This window comes from Bradyrhizobium prioriisuperbiae, from assembly GCF_032397745.1.
Taxonomy (GTDB): Bacteria; Pseudomonadota; Alphaproteobacteria; order Rhizobiales; family Xanthobacteraceae; genus Bradyrhizobium_A; species Bradyrhizobium_A prioriisuperbiae.
Genome location: NZ_CP135921.1, coordinates 1083911 through 1101539, shown reverse-complemented (window position 1 = coordinate 1101539; position 17629 = coordinate 1083911). Strand labels below are relative to the sequence as shown.

17 protein-coding genes are annotated in these 17629 nt (G+C 64.3%); 7 read left to right on the top strand and 10 right to left on the bottom strand.

Features of this window, described 5'->3' with window-relative positions; genetic code table 11:
- Positions 1–154 precede the first annotated feature (154 nt).
- Together groL and RS897_RS05090 are read right to left on the bottom strand one after the other, a co-directional pair.
- Positions 155–1801, bottom strand: a complete 1647-nt coding sequence (gene groL, locus RS897_RS05095) for a chaperonin GroEL (RefSeq protein ID WP_315835504.1) — start codon at positions 1799–1801, stop codon at positions 155–157.
- Positions 1802–1953: 152 nt separating this feature from the next.
- On the bottom strand, positions 1954–2250 hold the full coding sequence (locus RS897_RS05090) for a co-chaperone GroES (RefSeq protein WP_315835503.1): 297 nt from the start codon (positions 2248–2250) through the stop codon (positions 1954–1956).
- 413 nt (positions 2251–2663) lie between these two features.
- Here RS897_RS05090 and RS897_RS05085 point away from each other — a divergent pair, with 413 nt between their 5' ends.
- Positions 2664–3191, top strand: a complete 528-nt coding sequence (locus tag RS897_RS05085; protein WP_407654437.1) for a hypothetical protein — start codon at positions 2664–2666, stop codon at positions 3189–3191.
- Positions 3192–3296: 105 nt separating this feature from the next.
- Here RS897_RS05085 and RS897_RS05080 read toward each other — a convergent pair whose 3' ends face one another.
- Positions 3297–4052, bottom strand: a complete 756-nt coding sequence (locus tag RS897_RS05080) for a protein phosphatase CheZ (protein WP_315835502.1) — start codon at positions 4050–4052, stop codon at positions 3297–3299.
- A 327-nt stretch (positions 4053–4379) separates the two neighbouring features.
- On the opposite strand from RS897_RS05080, the gene RS897_RS05075 reads away from it, so the two are divergent.
- The 3 genes from RS897_RS05075 to RS897_RS05065 all read left to right on the top strand — a co-directional run bounded on the left by RS897_RS05075 (position 4380) and on the right by RS897_RS05065 (position 6136).
- On the top strand, positions 4380–5186 hold the full coding sequence (locus RS897_RS05075; protein WP_315835501.1) for a L,D-transpeptidase: 807 nt from the start codon (positions 4380–4382) through the stop codon (positions 5184–5186).
- 327 nt (positions 5187–5513) lie between these two features.
- Positions 5514–5810: a type II toxin-antitoxin system RelE/ParE family toxin gene (locus RS897_RS05070; protein WP_315835500.1), complete on the top strand. Its 297-nt coding sequence runs from the start codon at positions 5514–5516 to the stop codon at positions 5808–5810.
- Between the two features lie 2 nt (positions 5811–5812).
- Positions 5813–6136, top strand: a complete 324-nt coding sequence (locus RS897_RS05065; protein WP_315835499.1) for an addiction module antidote protein — start codon at positions 5813–5815, stop codon at positions 6134–6136.
- Positions 6137–6355: 219 nt separating this feature from the next.
- On the opposite strand, the gene RS897_RS05060 is transcribed toward RS897_RS05065, so the two are convergent.
- From RS897_RS05060 to RS897_RS05035, 6 genes are all read right to left on the bottom strand, one after another.
- On the bottom strand, positions 6356–7291 hold the full coding sequence (locus RS897_RS05060) for a DUF2076 domain-containing protein (protein WP_315835498.1): 936 nt from the start codon (positions 7289–7291) through the stop codon (positions 6356–6358).
- Positions 7292–7393: 102 nt separating this feature from the next.
- Positions 7394–8248 (bottom strand): ChbG/HpnK family deacetylase, encoded by an 855-nt coding sequence (locus tag RS897_RS05055; protein ID WP_315835497.1) that lies wholly within the window; start codon positions 8246–8248, stop codon positions 7394–7396.
- The gene (locus RS897_RS05050; protein WP_315835496.1) at positions 8245–9291 is read right to left on the bottom strand and encodes a glycosyltransferase family 2 protein; all 1047 of its coding nucleotides are present in this window, start codon (positions 9289–9291) and stop codon (positions 8245–8247) included. The genes RS897_RS05055 and RS897_RS05050 overlap by 4 nt, the downstream gene beginning before the upstream one ends.
- 155 nt (positions 9292–9446) lie before the next feature.
- Entirely contained in the window at positions 9447–10424 is a 978-nt protein-coding gene (hisG, locus tag RS897_RS05045) for an ATP phosphoribosyltransferase (protein ID WP_315835495.1), read from the bottom strand.
- Positions 10421–11572, bottom strand: coding sequence for an ATP phosphoribosyltransferase regulatory subunit (locus RS897_RS05040; RefSeq protein ID WP_315835494.1), 1152 nt, complete (start codon positions 11570–11572; stop codon positions 10421–10423). The genes hisG and RS897_RS05040 overlap by 4 nt, the downstream gene beginning before the upstream one ends.
- Before the next feature lie 212 nt (positions 11573–11784).
- Complete coding sequence (locus tag RS897_RS05035; RefSeq protein ID WP_315835493.1) at positions 11785–12534, bottom strand: 16S rRNA (uracil(1498)-N(3))-methyltransferase; 750 nt, start codon at positions 12532–12534, stop codon at positions 11785–11787.
- Positions 12535–12883: 349 nt separating this feature from the next.
- Between RS897_RS05035 and RS897_RS05030 the strand changes: the two genes are divergently transcribed.
- Complete coding sequence (locus RS897_RS05030; RefSeq protein ID WP_315838527.1) at positions 12884–13561, top strand: hypothetical protein; 678 nt, start codon at positions 12884–12886, stop codon at positions 13559–13561.
- Between the two features lie 10 nt (positions 13562–13571).
- Complete coding sequence (gene ubiA / locus RS897_RS05025) at positions 13572–14510, top strand: 4-hydroxybenzoate octaprenyltransferase (protein WP_315835492.1); 939 nt, start codon at positions 13572–13574, stop codon at positions 14508–14510.
- Positions 14511–14615: 105 nt separating this feature from the next.
- Here the strand turns inward: ubiA and RS897_RS05020 are convergent, their stop codons facing one another.
- Entirely contained in the window at positions 14616–15629 is a 1014-nt protein-coding gene (locus RS897_RS05020; RefSeq protein ID WP_315835491.1) for a KpsF/GutQ family sugar-phosphate isomerase, read from the bottom strand.
- A 230-nt stretch (positions 15630–15859) separates the two neighbouring features.
- Between RS897_RS05020 and RS897_RS05015 the strand changes: the two genes are divergently transcribed.
- Positions 15860–17620 (top strand): outer membrane beta-barrel protein, encoded by a 1761-nt coding sequence (locus tag RS897_RS05015; RefSeq protein ID WP_315835490.1) that lies wholly within the window; start codon positions 15860–15862, stop codon positions 17618–17620.
- Positions 17621–17629: the final 9 nt, after the last annotated feature.

Here is a 17629-nt window from a genome sequence, read left to right as displayed (position 1 = left end):
CGACAATCTCAAAATGGAGCTGAATAGGCGAGTGATTTCTTTGCGGTTCAGAGCTGCAGGGATCGTCGAATCTGCCGCCGCGGCAAACTTAGGTCAAAAAACAAGGCCGCCCGAAGGCGGCCTTGCAGGTTCGATTGGAAGGGGGCGTTCGGGCTCAGAAGCCCATGCCACCCATGCCGCCCATTCCGCCGCCGCCGCCCGGCATCGGAGCTGCCGGTTCCTTCGGCAGTTCGGCGACCATGGCTTCGGTGGTAACGAGCAGGCCGGCCACCGACGCCGCGTCCTGCAGTGCGGTACGCACCACCTTGGCGGGATCGATGATGCCCTTGGCGACCATGTCGACATACTCTTCGTTCTGAGCGTCGAAGCCGAAGGTCTCGGTCTTGTTCTCGAGGATCTTGCCGACCACGATCGAGCCTTCAACGCCGGCGTTCTCGGCGATCTGGCGGATCGGAGCTTCCAGCGCCTTCAGCACGATGTTGATGCCGGCCTGGACGTCGGAATTGTCGTTGGTGATACGACCGACGGCCTTCTTGGCCCGCAGCAGCGCGGTGCCGCCGCCCGGAACGATGCCTTCCTGTACGGCAGCGCGGGTGGCGTTGAGTGCGTCTTCGACGCGATCCTTCTTCTCTTTCACTTCGATCTCGGTCGCGCCGCCGACGCGGATCACCGCGACGCCGCCTGCGAGCTTGGCCAGACGCTCCTGCAGCTTCTCACGGTCGTAGTCCGAGGTGGTTTCCTCGATCTGGGCCTTGATCTGGTTGACGCGGGCTTCGATCGCCGGCTTCTTGCCGGCGCCGTTGACGACGGTGGTGTTCTCCTTGTCGATCACCACCTTCTTGGCGCGGCCCAGCATCTGAACGGTGACGTTCTCGAGCTTCATGCCGAGATCGTCGGAGATCAACTGGCCGCCGGTGAGAACGGCAATGTCTTCCAGCATGGCCTTGCGGCGATCACCGAAGCCCGGCGCCTTGACGGCGGCGACCTTGAGACCACCACGCAGACGGTTGACGACCAGCGTGGCCAGAGCCTCGCCTTCGACGTCTTCCGCGATGATCAGCAGCGGACGGCCCGACTGCACCACGGCTTCCAGCACCGGCAGCATGGCCTGCAGACCGGAGAGCTTTTTTTCGTGCAGCAGCACGTAAGCGTCTTCCAGCTCGGCGGTCATTTTTTCCGGGTTGGTGACGAAGTAGGGCGACAGGTAGCCACGATCGAACTTCATGCCCTCGACGATGTCGACTTCGGTGTCGAGCGACTTGTTTTCCTCGACGGTGATGACGCCTTCATTGCCGACCTTCTGCATCGCCTGGGCGATCATCTTGCCGATATTGGCATCGCCGTTCGACGAGATGGTGCCGATCTGAGCGACTTCGGCCGAGGAGGCGACCGGCTTGGCGCGCTTTTCGATGTCCTTGATCACGGCGGCAACCGCGATGTCGATGCCGCGCTTGAGGTCCATCGGGTTCATGCCGGCGGCAACCGACTTCGCGCCTTCGCGCACGATGGCCTGGGCCAGTACGGTGGCGGTGGTGGTGCCGTCGCCCGCGGTGTCGTTGGTCTTGGAAGCGACTTCGCGCAGCATCTGCGCGCCCATGTTCTCGAACTTGTCCTCAAGCTCGATTTCCTTGGCGACGGTGACGCCGTCCTTGGTGATGCGGGGAGCGCCGAAGCTCTTGTCGATGACGACATTGCGGCCCTTCGGGCCGAGCGTCACCTTGACGGCGTTGGCGAGAATGTCCACGCCGCGCAGCATGCGATCGCGCGCGTCGCCTGAGAATTTTACGTCCTTGGCTGCCATGTAATCTTACTCCTGATGATGGTCTTGATCCCGAGACGCGGCGCTGTGTCCGAATCTCGAAGGATCAAGTCGGTGAATGAATCGGATCAAACGAAACCCCACCCCACGCGACGACAGCAGACTGTCGGTCAGGGTGGGGAAAAAGCCCGTGCTTACGACAGCACGCCCATGATGTCGCTTTCCTTCATGATCAGAAGGTCCTCGCCATCGATCTTGACCTCGGTGCCCGACCACTTGCCGAACAGCACCTTGTCGCCGGCCTTGAGGTCGATCGGGGTCAGCTTGCCGGCTTCGTCGCGGCCACCGGGGCCGACGGCGACGACTTCGCCCTGGGAGGGCTTTTCCTTGGCGGAGTCGGGGATGATGATGCCGCCCTTGGTCTTTTCGTCGGCGTCGATGCGCTTGACGACGACACGGTCATGCAGCGGGCGGAATTTCGTTTTGGCCATGGGAGTTCCTCTGGTCTGCTGAAGTGGAGTAAGGCCCGCGAAAGCCGATCGGATGCGGCAGCCTGGACTGGGAGTCTTGGAAACCGCCGTTTCGAGCCGCCGGAGCGGTCCGAATGCATCCTTAGCAATCGAGCCTCAAGAGTGCTAACTATGCGCCCGGGGAAATATGGCCTGCCGCCGATCCTGTCAAGCAAAGGCCGATAGGCCCCGGGAAAGACAGCGTCTTTAAGCGCCCACTTTGAGCGGCTTGGGCGGGAGAAATCCCCTGCCGGGGAGTTTAAGGCCTTGGTGATGTCATTATAGGATGATCTGGAAACCATATCGCGGCACTGGGATGGGCGCCGCCGATTTGATTGAGCGTCGTATGCCGGTGGGACCGGGTACGACCGGGGATGTCAGTTTCAGGGGATCAGATGGAAACCTCACGTTTTGGGCGCGGCGTCGCGTACCTGGGAGCCGCGTCGGTCCTCGTGGCCTGTCTCGGCGGCTGTACCGGCTCGATGCCGAGTCTTGGTGGTTTCGGGTCGTCGCCACAGCCGGTGGAACAGGCCGCGCCGGCGGTCGAGCCGGAAATCCCCGGGACCATTCGTCCGGATGAAATCGTGGGGCGCTGGGGGCTTGCCTCCTTCCACAAGCCTGACGACAGGCTGCGGACGGAGAATGCCGCGCGCGGCCAATGCAAGCAGCCTTATGTGATCAATCCCGGGACCTCCGGCGGCATCATCATGCATCTCGCCGACGAGGCCACGCCGCAGGAGTTGCGCATCAAGGGCAGCCGCAGCGGCAAGAATTACATCGGCCCCCCCGGTCCGGCCGGCGGCGAAAAGGACCGCGAGATCGTCTCGTTCGATGGCCGCGTGCTGATCACGCGCTTCCTCGACAAGGATGCCAACGGCCGTTACGGCACCATGGTGTATGTCCGCTGCGCGCCCCGCGCTTAATTCTGTTCATCTCACGCAGAATCTTTTTCTCTGCTTCTTGAACGCCAAAGGGCGGCCACCGGTTCCGCCGATGGCCGCCCTTCGGGTTTTGTTGCCGGTCTGCCGTCAGCCGAACATTGCGTCGATGTCGTCCTGCGACGCATGACCGATGTCGCCCACGGCCTTCGGGCCGTTGAGCAGCCGGGCGTCGCCGACCCGGTCGTCGATGATTGCGGGCGCATGCGCCTTGATGGCATCGACCCCGCCCCAGATCTCCATCATGACGTTGATGTGGTGCTCGATGAACTTCATCGTGTTCATCACCTTGCTGATGCGCTGGCCGGTCAGGTCCTGGAAGTTGCAGGCTTCGAAAATGGCAACCACGCGATCCTGGATGTCTTCGCTCAACTGCGCCTGCTGATCCGGCGACTTCACTTTGCTGAATGCGCTCGCCGCCTGGTCGATGGCTTCGGCCGCTTCGAGAATCTGCTGGGTCGCTTCCTCGGTGCCGCCGACCACCGCGCCGAGCTCGCCGGTCACCCGCGCCATCTCGTCGCCGTCGAAGCTCTTGCCGTGCAGGACCGCGATCTCCTGTTTGGTGCGGTTGATCGCCTCGTGGATCAGGTCGAGCTCGATCTTGAGCTTTTCGCACTGCTCGATCTGCGCGCGATAGGTTTGCAGCAGCGCCTGGGCACCGGCGACTTCCTGCGTGATACCGTCGTCGCCGACCGCGCCATGCGGCGCGCCCATCTGCGCGCGAATGGCGCGCAACTCGTTCATGATCTCGCTGTGCGATTGGATGACATCGCCCGGGGCTGCGTCCACCGCCGGCGTGCTGCCGTACTGGGCTTCCTCGATGCGAAAACGTTTGCGAACTGGCATGACAACTCCCCACCCCTTTTTGGTGAGAGCGTTGTAGCGCAAGGTGTTTTAACACCGGGTTCACGGGAACATTTGTCCGGCAAAGTTTGCGCCGTCGGCGCATACCAGCGATTAACCATGGCCATGCGGCGTTCACCGAAAATAAACGCTGTCGGAAAGAACAGCGCCGACTTGTGGTCGTGGTGAATCCTGCGACCGGTTCTGTTTACCAAACCGATGCGTTTTGAATCTTTAATCGATGGCGTGAGGTTCGGACATTGCGAGTCTCACGACACCCGTTTGTTGCGCATTCACGCGCGGTCCCGACGAAACGTGCAGAGTACGTCGATGTTCAAATCATCCCAGCTTGTCATTGCCGGCGCGTGTGTGCTCGGCTCTCTCTCTTCTCCCGCTCTCGCGATCGAAGACAGCTTCCTGCCCGGTCCGATGGTCACGCGCGCCGATCGGTCGCCGCCGCCGGTGCCGATCCGCGTCGCCTACAATGAACGTGCCAATGAACGCGCCATGGGTGGCGGCTTCGTCGAATTCCTGTTCGGCGGCGGGGCCGCGGGTCCGGCTCCCGGCTACGAGCCGGCGCAGCGTTATGAGATGACGCCGGCGCGGCGCGATCAACGCATGCTTTATGCGCCCGAGCGCGAACCATCCTACATGCCGCAGGAGCAGTCCTACGCGCCGGCGCGGCCCGGCATGGATCCGAAATACGAGAAGCAGATGGTGGAGTACAGCGGTCGCGAGGCTGCCGGCACCATCGTGATCGATACGCCCGGCAAGTTCCTTTATCTGGTGCAGGGCAACGGCCGGGCGCTGCGCTACGGCATCGGTGTCGGCAAACCCGGCTTTACCTGGTCGGGCGTGAAGCAGATTTCCGCCAAGCGCGAATGGCCGAATTGGACGCCGCCGGCGGAAATGCTGAAACGCCGGCCCGATCTGCCGCGGCATATGGAAGGCGGTCCGGAAAATCCGCTCGGTGCCCGTGCCATGTATCTGGGATCGTCGCTCTATCGCATCCACGGCTCCAACGAGCCCTGGACCATCGGCACCTCGGTGTCGTCCGGCTGCATCCGGATGCGCAACGAAGACGTCATCGACCTCTATGGCCGCGTCAATGTCGGCACCCGGGTGATCGTGATCTGATGGATTGTGCACGACGTGTGCACCAGCAGATCCAACAGAAGCGCAACAGAGCCCACGTGAATGACGTCTCTGAGTGGGGCGGATCTGCTTGACGGGCGCCGACAACGGTTGGGCGGGCCCGCTGACTCTTAATCAGCGGGGCCCAGGTTCGAGTCCAAGTGCGCTCGAAGAATCTGCCGGAAATCTCGAAGCCCGATTGAACGCGTTTCAAGTTTCCGCAGTTGCGCTGACGGCTGCAGCGGGGGCCTCAATCCGGGCGTGGCTGATTTGTAGTCTATGGATTACATGTCGCTTGCGTGTTTGTAATCTATGGATTACACATGCTGCATGGTCGACGTCCGCGAAACACTCGACTTCACCAACTGGCTTGAGGCCCTGAACGATCAGCGTGCCCGCTTGCAGATCGTTCGCCGGATCAGCCGGGTTGCCGCTGGCAACTTCGGCGATGCCAAGTCGGTCGGGGGTGCGGTTAGCGAGCTTCGCATCGACCACGGACCGGGATACCGCGTTTATTACGCTCGGCGCGGCAAGACCGTCGTCATCCTGCTCTGCGGCGGCGACAAGCGGACCCAGAGCAAGGACATCCGGAAGGCTAAGGAAATCGCGGAGGCATTGGAGGACTGAGGATGAAAGTCAGCAAACTAAAGAAGTTCGACGCCGCCGAGCACCTTCGCACACCGGAGGCGCGCGCGGAGTATCTGAACATCGTTCTCACCGATGGCGATCCCACCGAAGTCCGTGACGCCCTCAATCTCGTCGCCCGAGCGCAGGGCATGAGCGAGGTCGCTAAAGCCGCTGGCGTGACCAGGGAGGGGCTTTACAAGACGCTCGGCGAGAATGGCAATCCGGAGTTCGCAACCGTCCTGCGGGTCATCGGGGCCATGGGAATCCGGCTTATGGCAGAGCCGGCCAAACCCAAGCCCAAGCCGAGGAAGAAAGCCGTGGTGTGATGGCAAAGTTCGTCGTCACTGAATCAAAAGCCGGCCGTTCCTTGGGATGGATCGCGGGGTGAGTGATCAGTCTTCCGGAGTGATCGCACGCGAAATGTCAGCGGCCTTTGGAGCTTGACTGTAATCAACTTAAGCTTCCCTGCGATCGACTGGATCGACTCAAAAACGGCCGCTCGTGAGAGCGGCCGTTTGTTTATGCGAACAAGTCAGACGAAGGGATCAGGCGGTATCGCTGTCGCCGCCATCGGAATCGAATCCGTCGTCGTCGTCATCGTCACTGTCGTGATCGTTGCTCGCGTAGGTGTTGCGATCGTTGTCGTTGTCCCTGGTGTCGCGATTGTCATCCGACGCCTTGTCGAACAAGCCTTGGCGAGAGCCGTCGTTGCCGCCACTGCCGCCCTTGCCGATGTCGTTCAGGCCGGCATCGCGTGCGAGGCTGCCGCTCGACTGATCGCTGCTCCAGGGATTTTTCAGGCCGCCGCCGAGCGAGCCGCCATCGGCGAGTGACTGGTGATTGCCGCCGCCCATCAGTCCGCGAATGCTGTTCATCATCAGCGATCCGCCGATCGCACCCACGGCGGCCGCTGCGGCCGTGCCAAGGAACGATCCGCCACCGCCGCCTGGCGCACCGCCACCAAAGCCGGGGGCGCCGGGGAAGCCGGGAGCGCCGCCGCCATAACCAGGCGCGCCGCCGCCATAGCCGGGGGGCGGCGTGCGGGGATCGCCGTATCCGGCGTTGCGCGGGTCGGCATATCCGCCACCGTTGCCAGGGTTATTGATGCCGGCATTGTTCAGCACCTGGCCGCTGTTCCACACCGGTCCACGCGAACCGCCGGCATCGGCCGGCCGCACATTGGGAACGGAGCCGCGGGCCTGGGTCTGGCCGAACACGGCGTCGCGCATCGAATCAAGGAAGCTTCCCGAGGGGGCCTGCTGCGGCTGTGCCTGGCCTTCCAGTTCTTCGATGCGCGCGCTGGCGCGCTTCAGCGCTTCGTCCTGCACCAGCGCGGTCTGCACCAGGGCGTAGACGGCGTTCGGCGCACGGCGCAGGCCCTCGATGATGGCCTTCTCCGCCTCCGGATCGCGGGGTGAGTTCTCCAGACCGGTGAGCCGGTCGAACAGGTCATCGATCAGGTGGCGTTCTTGCGGGGTCATGCTGTCCTCCTCCTAGGTGAGGCCAACGGAATCTAGGTGTGGTTTGTGTCGCAAAAAGAGGTCCGCAGATTAAATTTCTGTATGCGACAATACGCCTGCCGTTCAGGGGGCCGGTTCACGCAGTGTTATAACATTCGCCGCGAGCAGCCGTGGAAAGTCGTCACCGGCGATGAACGCGTATTCACGTTCGCGCTGGTCGGTCAGCGGATCGAGACCGATCAGAACGTCATCGACAAAGCCGGGATGGCACATCACCAGGCCATTGTCAGGAAGGCCTTCGAAAAACGCCGGCATCACCTTGCCGAAATCGACGCTCTGCGTGAAATCATAGGCGCCGGCAAAGCCGGGATTGTACGCAAGGCCAGCCTGCTGGCAACGCACGCGGAAACGCGCGCTCAAGACGTCCAGCAGGAGCGCCTTGGGATTTTGAAGCTTTTGCGACAGCGGCAATGTTCGCCCGCATTGGCGCACCCAGGCGTTCGGTGCAGCTTTCTTGACGGCCGCAAGAAACGCATCGCGCACTTGCGGGAACAACTGCACATGCTGGTGCCCGTCGACATAATCCGGTGGCCGGCCGAACAGTTCGGCAAAGGCCGAGAGCTGCGCCGCGATCTCGCCGCGCACGATTTCGGGATCGAGCCGGCGCAGCAGGCTCGTTCGCAGCATGGCGCCGAGCGGCAGGAACACGCCGCCATGGAGCGGCCGGAAATACATCGTCAGCGGATGAAACGGTGCGGTCAGCGTGGTGTGCAGGCCGATCGCGCAGGGACCGGTCGCGACAGCCGTTTTCAGGGCCTCGACTTCGTCGCGCCTGATCGCGGGCCCGACCACCATCACCGAGGTGGCGTTGAGGCGCCGGCGTTCGATCAGATCGCGGATGCCACGATTGATCCCCGGGCTCAGGCCATAATCGTCGGCGCACAGCCAGATGCGGCGTGGCGGCAGCGCCGGGTTCATCCGGCGGCGTTTCCAACGGAGTCGCTCGCGGATTTTTCCGGCTCTGCAGACTTCACGGTGTGTTCGGCGATGAAATAGACCGGACGTGCCTTCAATTCGGACAGGATCTTGCCGATATACTCGCCCATCACCCCGATCATCAGCAACTGCACGCCGCCGATGGTCATCAGGCCGACCACCAGCGACGGATAGCCCGGCACCGACTTGCCGGTGATGAAGGTCTCCCACAGGATCGACAGGCCGAACAGGAAGGCGGCGAAGGCCAACAGCAGCCCGAGCAGGCTGGCCACCCGCAGCGGTGCAACCGAAAACGAGGTCAGGCCTTCGATCGACAGTCCGATCAGGCGGCCGGCATTGAACGAGGTCTGGCCGTGGGCACGCGCTTCGGGTTCATAGTCGACACGGAGCTGGCGGAAACCGATCCAGCTCGCGAGCCCCTTGAAGAAGCGGTTGCGCTCGGGAAGCTGCCGCAGCGCCGCCGTCGCCCGCGGCGACAGCAGACGAAAATCACCGGCGTCTTCCGGGATCTTCTGCCGGGCCCCCCAATTGATCAGCGTGTAGAAGCCCTGCACCGACAGGCGGCGGAGCAGCGATTCGTTACTGCGATGCGCTTTCGCGGTATAGACCACGTCATAACCGTCATTGATCCAGTGGGCGACCAGCCGTTCGACGAGGTCGGGCGAGTGCTGGCCGTCGCCGTCCATGAACAGCGTTGCGCCGCGGCGGGCATAGTCGAGACCGGCCATCAGGGCGGCTTCCTTGCCGAAATTGCGCGACAGCGACACCACCTGGACGTCGATCGCGGTGGCCGGCAGGCCGCAGGCGATGGCCAGCGTGGTGTCGGCGCTGCCGTCATCCACATAGACCACCTCGACCGCAAGGCCGTGACGCTGCTTCAGGGTCCGGGCGAGTTCGATCAGCCGGTCGTGCAGCAACGCCAGACCCGCAGCCTCGTTGTACACGGGCACGATGATGGTCAGCCCGTGAGCTGCGGCTGCACGGGCATCACCGGTCAGATTGGAAACGTCGGCACCAAGCATCATCGATCACATTCCGGCATGCCCGCCGGGCCTCATATTTCATACACATATGGTAGTTGCTGCCTGTCCCGCTGCAAGTGTGTTGGCGGCAACTCGTAGCCCGGATATCGCTTCGCTCATCCGGGCTACGCATAACACGTCTAGCTCGCCAAGAACGCCTAGCTCGCCAGGAACGCTTCCAGCTTGGCGAACAGCGGATTGGCGCGATCCATCACATAGTCGAGGGACGCGACCGACACCGTGTCGGCGCCGTGGTCACGCAGGAAGCTCGCCAGCGCGTAAAGCTGCGTCGGCGGGCAGTGCAGCGTCACCATGCCGGACGAGGTCGGGCCGCCGAACGGCGACACAACGCCGAATTTTGTCCTGGCTTCCTCGAGCAGCGCGGCATCGCAGCCGGTGAAGCGGGTGCGGACTTCCTTGTAGGCATTGGCGCGGGCACGCGAGGCGATATGGTCGAGAATGATCCGCGCGGTTTCGCGTGCGGAGGCCGACCAATCGGCGTCGCGCGAGGCCACGAGATTGGCCTGGCTGCGCAGGATGACGCCGTCGTCGAGTACCTTGAGGCCGTTGGCCGACAGCGTGGCGCCGGTGGTGGTGATGTCGACGATCAGTTCCGCGGTGCCGACGGCGGGCGCGCCCTCGGTGGCGCCGGCGCTCTCGACAATGCGATAGTCGACGATGCCATGGCCGGCGAAAAACGTCCGGGTCAGGTTGATGTACTTGGTCGCCACCCGCATCCGCCGGTTGTGCCGCGCACGGAACGCCGTGGTGACATCATCGAGGTCTGCCATGGTGCGGACGTCGATCCACGCCTGCGGCACCGCAACCACCACATTAGCGCTGCCGAAGCCCAGCGATTCGATCAGCGCCACCTTCCGGTCGGCGTCGGTGATGTTTTCGCGGATCAGGTCCTCGCCGGTGATGCCCAGATGCACCCCGCCGCGTGCCAGGTTCGCTGCGATTTCGCTCGCCGAGAGATAAGCGATCTCGACATTGTCGAGGCCGCTGATGGTGCCGCGATAATCACGGGCGCCGCGCGGCTTTGCCAGCGCGAGGCCGGCGCGGGCGAAGAACGCATCGGCGTTTTCCTGCAGCCGGCCCTTGGAGGGAACGGCGAGAACGAACGGCTCGGTCATCGCACGGTCCTCGCGGATGTGGCAGCGAGGGCTTCGATCCAGATCGAAAAACCGACCGCCGGGATCGGATTGGGCGACCCGAGCCGCGTCATCAGCCCGTCATAGCGTCCGCCGGCGACCAGCGGTTCGACGCCGTTGCCCTTGCGGTGCAGTTCGAATTCGAAACCGGTGTAGTAGTCGATGCCGCGGCCGAACGATGTCGCAAAACGCGTCGTCGCGATGTCGATGCCGCGTGCGGCCATGAAACCGATCCGGCTTTCGAACTGGTCGACCGCCGCCGCGAGATCGAGGCCTGCGTCCGACGCCAGTGTGCGCAGCTGGGCCAGCGCGTCGTCCGGCTCGCCGGTGATGGTCAGGAAGCGCTCGATCAGCAGGCGAATATCCTTCGGCAAGGCGCCGCCGGTCAGCGTCGATTGCTCGAGAAAGCGATCGGCGATTTCGGCCACCGACCGGCCGCCGACATTGGTGGCACCGGCGATCGACATCAGGTCGGTGACCAGCGCGTGCGCCGCCTTGCGATCGGAGCCGGCCAGCGCCGCCAGCACGCCTTCATACCCCTTGCGGACGGTGTCGGTGGAGAGCGTCAACCGCTCCAGGTCCTGCGCCAGCGAGGTCTTGCGGTTGAAATCCTTGATCAGCCGCCGCTTCCACGATGGCGCGAGATCGAGTGCATCGATCAGGGCGGCGAACAGCGCCACGTCGCCGGTGCGGATATCGATATCGGTGACGTTGAACGCCGCCAGCGCGTCCAGCCCCAGCGCCAGCATCTCCGCGTCGGCCGCGGCGCGATCGGTGCGCCCGAACGATTCGACGCCGGCCTGCAGGAACTCGCTGGGCTGCTGGTCGCGATAACGAAACACCGGGCCGAGATAACAGAAGCCGGCCGGCTGTCCGGCGGCTGCGGAGGCCAGGTAGTCACGGGCCACGGGGATCGTGAGATCCGGCCGCAGGCACAGCTCCTCACCCCGCGCGTCGGTGGTCAGATACAGGCTCTTGCGGATGTCCTCGCCGGAGAGATCGAGAAACGGCTCGGCCGGCTGCAGGATCGCCGGTTCCGCCTTGGTGTAGCCGGCCAACGCAAACGACGACAGCAATGCCTCCGCCGGTACGGCGGATCCGGTCGCACCAGGGGCGGCGGTCTGGCTCATCTGTCGTCCATATTCATCTAAGGCATGATCGGGGAAACTGCGTAGCTAGCTTCCGATACGATCATGTGTCTAAAAGTCGAAACGGGGCCGCCCTTTAGCATGCCGCCCGAGGAGTTTCGACCACCATTCGCCCATCATCCGCCAAGGGACTGCAAAGTGGCTTAACCGAGTGATGCCATGGGCGAGAGACGCAACCTATGCGTGCATTCGCGCTATGAAGTCGCCCAGTCGCCGAGCACGGCCTGCACCAAGGCCAGGGCCGCCACTGCCGCGGTATCGGCCCGCAGGATCCGCGGTCCCAGCGCCAGCGTCAGCACGTCGGGCTGGCGAAGCAGCAAGACACGCTCCTCCTCGGCAAAGCCGCCCTCGGGGCCGATCAGCAGATCGACGCCGCCGACTGCGGGCCGGCGCTGTCCCAGCGCCGCGACCGGGTCCGCGACCTCAGCGTTTTCGTCGCAGAAGATCAGCAGGCGCGAGGCGGCGCGCTGCTCGAGATAGCGGGCTAGCGCGACCGGCTCGGCGACCTCAGCAAGGCTGAGAATGCCGCATTGCTCCGCCGCCTCGATCGCGTTGGCGCGCATCCGCTCGACATTGACCCGGCTCGCCTGGGTAAATCGCGTCACCACCGGCTGAAGCCTCGCGGCGCCCATTTCCACGGCCTTTTGCGCCATATAGTCGAGGCGGGCGTGCTTCAGTGGCGCGAACACATAGGTCAGATCGGGCAGGCGGTCCTGCGGCCGGGTCTGGGCCTCCACGATCAGGTGATCGGGACGCTTGCGGCCGGCAAGCTGCGCCCGCCATTCCCCGTCGCGGCCATTGAACACCAGCACGCCGTCACCGGCGCCCAGCCGCAGCACATTGCCGAGATAGTTGCTCTGGTTGCGGTCGAGCGGAACGGTGCCGCCCGCCGCCAGCGGCGAATCGGTGAACAGACGGGGGCTGCGAAAGTCGACTTGCGGCATGCGGTTTCCATCAAGGTTTCGTGTTCTATAGCGTTTTCGGCCGACATTTCGAGCGATCTGGAGAGCGGGTCACGTCAGGAAACGCGTCAAAACAGCAATCGAACGCCTGTTCCGGCGCGACAGCAGCGGTGCTCCAGGCAGGAAACCGGTCTTTCCAGCAGGATTGGCGGCAATGCGCCGCGCTGCCGCCCTATTCCACGGGTTGTTAAGGGGTTTCGAGAATCGTAGAAGCCTGCAAGCGAGATATCGGGGGACATTGGATCTTGCCGGAGGAGAAACTGTGATCGCCCCACATTTGCCCAAGCTGATTTTGCCGAAGCTGGTTTTGCCCCTGGCCGTGTCGGGTTTCATGGCGAGCCTCGTGCTGCCGATCGCCGATGTCCATGCGCAGGGTGCGTTCCCGGCCCCGTTGCCGTCGCAATCCCAGGCAGCGCCGGCCAATGCGTCGCCGTTCCCGCCGGTCAACTCGGCCGCGGCCAATCCGTCATCATCGCCTTTCCCACCGGTCAACGGCGGCTCGGCGTTTCCCCCGGCTGGAGCCTCGCCGGTGTTCGGCGGTCCCGGTGCTTTCGGCGGTGCGCCCGGTCCCCAGCAACAGGCAGGTCCGCCCGGTGGTGAGGACTGCATGAAACACTTCCTGCCGCTGCGGCAGGATGCCGAGAAGAAAGCGGCGCTGATCAAGGCCGCCGGTGCGCGCAAGGCGCCGCCGGACGAGGCCTGCAAGCTGATCTCCAGTTTCGCCGGCGCTGAAGTCAAGATGATCAGCTTCATCGATACCAATGCCAAGAAGTGCGGCATCCCGCCGGAAATCGGCAAGCAGATGCGGGACGGCCACGCCAACACCGAGAAAATGAAGACCACCGTTTGCAACGTGGCCGCGCAGCGCGCCGCGGGCGGTGGTGGCGGTCCGGCAGCGCCGAGCCTGAGCGAGGCGCTGGGAACCAGCGCGGCACTGCCCGAAGCACGGGCCGCCAAGCGCGGCGGCGCGACGTTCGAGACCCTCAACGGCAACGCGCTGGCGCGGTGACGGCTTTTCCATGATCGACGCGACAGCCCGCGTTGCGGATGCGACCCACAATAACTGGGTCGACACCCGCGCGCCGGTATGGTCGCGCCCCTATCTGCGGCTGTCGCGGTTCGACCGGCCGATCGGATCCTGGCTGCTGCTGATGCCGTGCTGGTGGTCGGCAGCGTTGGCCGCCGGTGTCGCCGGCGACCTGCGCCAGCTTCCCGGCACTGTGGTGCTGTTTTTCATCGGCGCGTTCGTGATGCGCGGCGCCGGCTGCACCTGGAACGACATCACCGATCGCAATCTTGACGGCAGGGTGGAGCGCACCCGCTCGCGGCCGATTCCATCGGGCCAGGTGACGATCAGCCAGGCGGTGGCGTTTCTCGTCTGCCAGGCACTGATTGGACTGATCGTGCTGCTGCAGTTCAATCGTTTTGCGATTTTGACCGGGATCGCCTCGCTGGTGATTGTCGCTGTTTATCCGTTCATGAAACGGATCACCTACTGGCCTCAGGTGGTGCTGGGCCTGGCGTTCTCCTGGGGCGCGCTGATGGGCTTTGCGGTGATCCTGGCGCGGATCGATGCGGCCGCCCTGGTGCTTTATGCCGGATCGATCGCCTGGGTGATCGGCTACGACACCATCTATGCTCACCAGGATCGCGAGGACGACGCGCTGATCGGCATCAAGTCGACGGCGCTGTTGTTCGGCGAGCGCACCAAGCCGGCCCTAGTGATGTTCTATGGGCTCGCGGTGGCGCTGCTCGGGCTCGCCTTTGTGCTGGCCGGAGCGGGCCTTGCGGCCTTCGTCGGCCTTGCGATGTTCGCAGCGCATCTCGCCCGGCAGATCCTGCGCATCGATATCCGCGATTCCGCGCTGTGCCTGAAGCTGTTCAGGTCGAATCGCGACGCCGGGCTGATCCTGTTTGCCAGCCTGGTCGTGGACGCCGCATTGCGCGCTGCCGTCTGATCTTCTTGTAGCCCGGATGAGCGCAGCGATATCCGGGGTCACGCGCGGCTGAGCTCATTCCCGGATGTCGCTGCGCTCATCCGGGCTACGATCTGAGACGATCCGTCAGGCCACGCCGGCGCGCAGCACGTCGTGCACATGCACGATGCCGACCGGCTTCTTGCCTTCGGCCACGATCAGCACGGTGACGGCGGGCTTCGATGAATTCAGCGTATCGAGCATTTCGCCGGCCAGCGTATCGGGCGAGATTGTTCTTGGATTCTTCGTCATCACCTCGTCGACACTGACCGTCATCAGGTCGGCGCGCATGTTCCGGCGCAGGTCGCCGTCGGTGATGATGCCGCACAGGTTGCCGCTGATATCGACGATGCCGACGCAACCGAAACCCTTCGAGGTCATCTCCACCAGCGCATCCGACATCTTGGTGCCGAGCGGCTTGAGCGGGATCGCATCGCCGGTGTGCATCAGGTCGCGGACGAATTTCAGCATCGCGCCGAGTTTGCCGCCGGGATGCAGCACGCTGAAATCCACCGGGGTGAAACCGCGGCTTTCCAGCAACGCCACCGCCAAGGCGTCGCCGAGCGCCAGCTGCATCAGCGAAGAGGTGGTGGGCGCCAGGTTGTGCGGACAGGCCTCGCGGGCCTTCGGCAGCGTCAGGCAGACATCGGCGGCCTTGCCGAGGGTGGAATCGGCCTCGGCTGTCACCGCGATCAGGCCGATGCGGAAACGGCGCGAGTAGTTGATCAGGTTCTTCAGTTCGGCGGTTTCGCCCGACCACGACAGCGCGATGATGACATCGTCGGCGGTGATCATGCCCATGTCGCCGTGGCTGGCCTCAGCCGCGTGCACGAAGAACGCCGGCGTGCCGGTGGAGGCGAAGGTCGCCGCGATCTTGCGGCCGATGTGCCCGGATTTGCCGAGGCCGGACACGATGACGCGGCCGGAGGCCTTGCGGATCAGCGCGACGGCGGCGGCGAACGGCGCGCCGAGACCGTTCTGCAGGGCGGCGGCGAGGGCCGTGATGCCGCTACCTTCGGCGTCGAGCGTGCGCAGGGCCGAGGCGATGGCGGATGCGTCGTCAGTCCCAAGCGCTGCGGCTCGCGGTTTTGGTCGGGTCATGAACAATCCAAAAACAATCCAAGGCAAGGCGTGTCGGCGCCTGGCGCCGCAATTGGGCGCTGTCTAACACGTTCGCTGGCGGGAGGCGACGGCGCCCGCCGATCCCTCAACGGCCCATTAACCATAATTGTTTTAACTCCATTAACGACGTTTTGCGGCGCGCCGCCGCGACGACGTTTCGTTAAGCGTATGATTTATTGGAGTTATTTGTGGGAAGAGGCTGGCGGGTAATGGCCCCGGACACGGGCCGCCGCACGTGCGTGCATCTTGCGCGCGCGCTGCCGCTTTGCCTTGCCGCCCTGATCGCGCTGTTTCCACCGGCTGGGGCGCAGACCGTCAACAGCGATCTGTTCAATCCCCAGCGCGACGGCTTCGCGCCCAAAAACTCGAACCTGCGCAGGACCGCACAGACCACGCCGGGCGATACCGGATCGCAGACTGCTGACGAGCCGCCTCCAGCGCCGCCCGCGCCGTCGCGTCTGGGCAAGCCCCCGACCTGGGGCACGCCTGCGGCCTCCGGTGCCGGCACCGCCGCCACCGGTTACGATTCGCTGGGACGCAAAAAGAAGGCGGCGACCAAGGCCAAGGCGGGGACGCTCTCCGGTGCGGCTGCCGGCGCACGCGTCGTCCCTGGCCTGCGCGGCTCCGCACCCCTCACCGGCAATGCAACGCTGCCGCCGGTGCGTACCGGCCCGGTGCCATCGGCGCCGCCGAAAATTACGCCGCCACCATCCGTCACCGCCAATGGCATCCGCGTGCCACAGTCGCTTGCCGGCACGATCGACGGCCAGCCGCCGCGGCGGCGGCTCAGGGTCGATGACGATCCGTTCGGTGCGGTCGGCAGCTATTACGGCGCCTTCCTGTCCAAGGGCGCGATCGAGCTCTCCGGTGGTTATGACACCAATCCTGCACGCGTGACGCCCGCGAAAGGCTCGGCGTTCTGGATGATCTCGCCCGAACTGGTGATCGCTTCGAACTGGGAGCGGCATTCGTTGAGTGCCGATCTGCGCGGTTCGTTCACCGGCTACGGCTCGACGTTTCCGGGCGACATCAGCGCATCGAGCGGCGTGCCGACCACGCTCGACCGGCCCGACTTCAACGGCCGCATCGTTGGCCGCATCGACGTCGACAGAGAGACCCGCATCAACAGCGAACTGCGGCTGCGGATCGCGACCGACAATCCCGGCAGCCCGAACATCGCGGACGGGCTTGCACGTTATCCGGTATTCGCCACCTACGGCACCTCGCTCGGCGTCGACCACGATTTCAACCGGCTCAATGTGTCGCTCACTGGCACCGTCGACCACACCTCCTATCAATGGTCCAAGCTCGCCAGTGGAGCGAGCGTCTCGAACGACGGCCGCGATTTCACCCAGTATGGCGGCATCGCGCGCGTGAGTTATGATTGGCAACCGGGCGTCAAGCCGTTTGTCGAGGTCCAGGCCGACACCCGCGTGCATGACAACACCATCGACGATTTCGGCTTCCTGCGCGATTCCAACGGCGGCTATATCAAGGCCGGTTCCAGCTTCGAACTCACGCGCCTGATCACCGGCGAGGCCTCGGTCGGTTGGCTGACCCGCAGCTATCAGGATGGGCGGCTGGCGCCCATCAGCGGGCTGCTCACCAGCGCCTCGCTGATCTGGACAGTCACGCCACTGACGACAGCGAAATTCATCGCGACGTCGTCGATTGACGAAAGCCCGTTGCCGTTCGTCTCCGGCGTAAAGACGCGCAATTATACCTGGGAGGTCGAACACGCGCTGCAGCGCTGGCTGGTCGCCACCGCGCGCTTCGGCTACGGCACCGCGGATTATGAGGGGCTCGCACGCAACGACAACCGCTACACGGTGTCGGGCGATCTCGTCTACAAGCTCAATCGCAACTTCCAGATCAAGGGTTCGCTGCGCCACGACTGGGTCGACAGCAGCATCCCCGGCGCCAGCACCCAGGCCACGGTGATGACGCTGGGCGTGCGCGTGCAGCAGTAACGGTCTGCG

Excerpts from the sequence above, each read along its gene's own strand:
- groL (WP_315835504.1), bottom strand. The coding sequence starts at position 1,801 with ATGGCAGCCAAGGACGTAAAATTCTCAGGCGACGCGCGCGATCGCATG.
- RS897_RS05090 (WP_315835503.1), bottom strand. The coding sequence starts at position 2,250 with ATGGCCAAAACGAAATTCCGCCCGCTGCATGACCGTGTCGTCGTCAAG.
- RS897_RS05085 (WP_407654437.1), top strand. The coding sequence starts at position 2,664 with ATGGAAACCTCACGTTTTGGGCGCGGCGTCGCGTACCTGGGAGCCGCG.
- RS897_RS05080 (WP_315835502.1), bottom strand. The coding sequence starts at position 4,052 with ATGCCAGTTCGCAAACGTTTTCGCATCGAGGAAGCCCAGTACGGCAGC.
- RS897_RS05075 (WP_315835501.1), top strand. The coding sequence starts at position 4,380 with ATGTTCAAATCATCCCAGCTTGTCATTGCCGGCGCGTGTGTGCTCGGC.
- RS897_RS05070 (WP_315835500.1), top strand. The coding sequence starts at position 5,514 with ATGGTCGACGTCCGCGAAACACTCGACTTCACCAACTGGCTTGAGGCC.
- RS897_RS05065 (WP_315835499.1), top strand. The coding sequence starts at position 5,813 with ATGAAAGTCAGCAAACTAAAGAAGTTCGACGCCGCCGAGCACCTTCGC.
- RS897_RS05060 (WP_315835498.1), bottom strand. The coding sequence starts at position 7,291 with ATGACCCCGCAAGAACGCCACCTGATCGATGACCTGTTCGACCGGCTC.
- RS897_RS05055 (WP_315835497.1), bottom strand. The coding sequence starts at position 8,248 with ATGAACCCGGCGCTGCCGCCACGCCGCATCTGGCTGTGCGCCGACGAT.
- RS897_RS05050 (WP_315835496.1), bottom strand. The coding sequence starts at position 9,291 with ATGATGCTTGGTGCCGACGTTTCCAATCTGACCGGTGATGCCCGTGCA.
- hisG (WP_315835495.1), bottom strand. The coding sequence starts at position 10,424 with ATGACCGAGCCGTTCGTTCTCGCCGTTCCCTCCAAGGGCCGGCTGCAG.
- RS897_RS05040 (WP_315835494.1), bottom strand. The coding sequence starts at position 11,572 with ATGAGCCAGACCGCCGCCCCTGGTGCGACCGGATCCGCCGTACCGGCG.
- RS897_RS05035 (WP_315835493.1), bottom strand. The coding sequence starts at position 12,534 with ATGCCGCAAGTCGACTTTCGCAGCCCCCGTCTGTTCACCGATTCGCCG.
- RS897_RS05030 (WP_315838527.1), top strand. The coding sequence starts at position 12,884 with ATGGCGAGCCTCGTGCTGCCGATCGCCGATGTCCATGCGCAGGGTGCG.
- ubiA (WP_315835492.1), top strand. The coding sequence starts at position 13,572 with ATGATCGACGCGACAGCCCGCGTTGCGGATGCGACCCACAATAACTGG.
- RS897_RS05020 (WP_315835491.1), bottom strand. The coding sequence starts at position 15,629 with ATGACCCGACCAAAACCGCGAGCCGCAGCGCTTGGGACTGACGACGCA.
- RS897_RS05015 (WP_315835490.1), top strand. The coding sequence starts at position 15,860 with ATGGCCCCGGACACGGGCCGCCGCACGTGCGTGCATCTTGCGCGCGCG.